General features: G+C 44.2%; 1 protein-coding gene. It reads right to left on the reverse strand.

Translation table 11 applies throughout. The annotated features are described in order from the left end of the window. Positions 1-1262, reverse strand: a 1262-nt coding sequence (locus tag C7382_RS09960; protein ID WP_116680109.1) for an IS5 family transposase, incomplete at its 3' end; no start/stop codon positions are given. Positions 1263-1347 lie beyond the last annotated feature (85 nt).

A 1347-nucleotide genomic window follows, 5' to 3' on the forward strand; every position in this document is an offset into this window, starting at 1 on the left:
CTTATTATTTTGAGCAGGTGCAAAAGAGCCTTCATGGCTCTTTTGAAGTTGTAAGCAGCAGCTGCCAATAGGATGTTCACAGCATCCCCTGCCACTCCCTTGTAAAAGTTGCGGCCTAAACGATGATCTGATTTCAAGTGTCCAATGGTAGGTTCTATGCCTGCTCGCTTGCAGAATAGTTTGTGTTTCTTGCGCTTCTGATACCTGCTATCTGAGGGCTTGGGAACATCCGGTATTAAAATCTGAGTGCCATTAACCTCTTTCTTACCCCGATAGCCCCTGTCGCCTGCCAGTATCTTGATCTTTCTCCGTGTGAGACGTTCTACTTGTGCCAACGAGGCTTCTATCGTGTGTCCATCATACTCATTACGAAATGATTGGGCACCAAGAATAAGCCCCGTAGCCGAGCGGATGATGGAGACCTTATTGCCGAATTCGTACTTCTTATGCTCTTTGCCCTTGCTGATGCATTGTACCTCAGGGTCGTGAATAGAATAAATCTTTTGCCGGCTATGACGTCGTTGAGCAAGAATCGCCTCAAATCTCTCTATCAACTCCTTATGGACAGAATGCTCTCCCAGATTACGCTTGAGCTCTCGGACTAATCGGCCGGCTATGGTGCGCAATTTCCTATCCGCTCTGAGTGCCTTTTGGCGATTCTTGGGATGATGGCGAAAACGTTGGTCGCGATAAATGCGCTTGAGAACAAAGGTATAGCTTTGGCGAAGTGGTAGCTCTAATTTGTGGACGATGTTCAGAGCCTTACGGACAATCTTTTTATGCAACTTGGCATCTGTGGGGTAGGTGATATTCTTCTCTTGAACGGTCGAATCAATAAAAGCAGTGTCATGATGCTCGTCATCATCATCTTCGTTATTAACACGAATGCTTTCCTGAAAAATGAGTTCTATCCCCTTTTCACCAATGCGATTGCGAAAGTGTACCAATTCAGAAGAGGCACAGGGCGCACCAGGAATGAACTCTTGCATGCCACAAAAGTATTGGTAATAAGCATTTTCACTCCATTGCTCCACAACGGATTCATCTGAGAGATTACGAAGGTGTTTGAGAATCAACAAGCCACACATCAAACGAATCGGCTTACTCGGGCGACCATTGTTTTGGCAATACAAAGGTTTGAAGGCCGTATCGAATTTGGCCCAATCTATTTTGTCAGCTAATTTATAGAGTGGGTGCGATTGGTTCAGCATGTCTGATAGACTGCTGAATAATGAAGGGGTATTATAGGGCTTTTTAATCATAAAATCTGCAAGTTTTCTGCTATGAAGATAAGAAAACTTGCAGATTTAGCAAAGATATTCGCAAACTAATTTGCTGAATATCAGA

Source organism: Porphyromonas loveana, from assembly GCF_003096695.1.
Lineage (GTDB): Bacteria > Bacteroidota > Bacteroidia > Bacteroidales > Porphyromonadaceae > Porphyromonas > Porphyromonas loveana.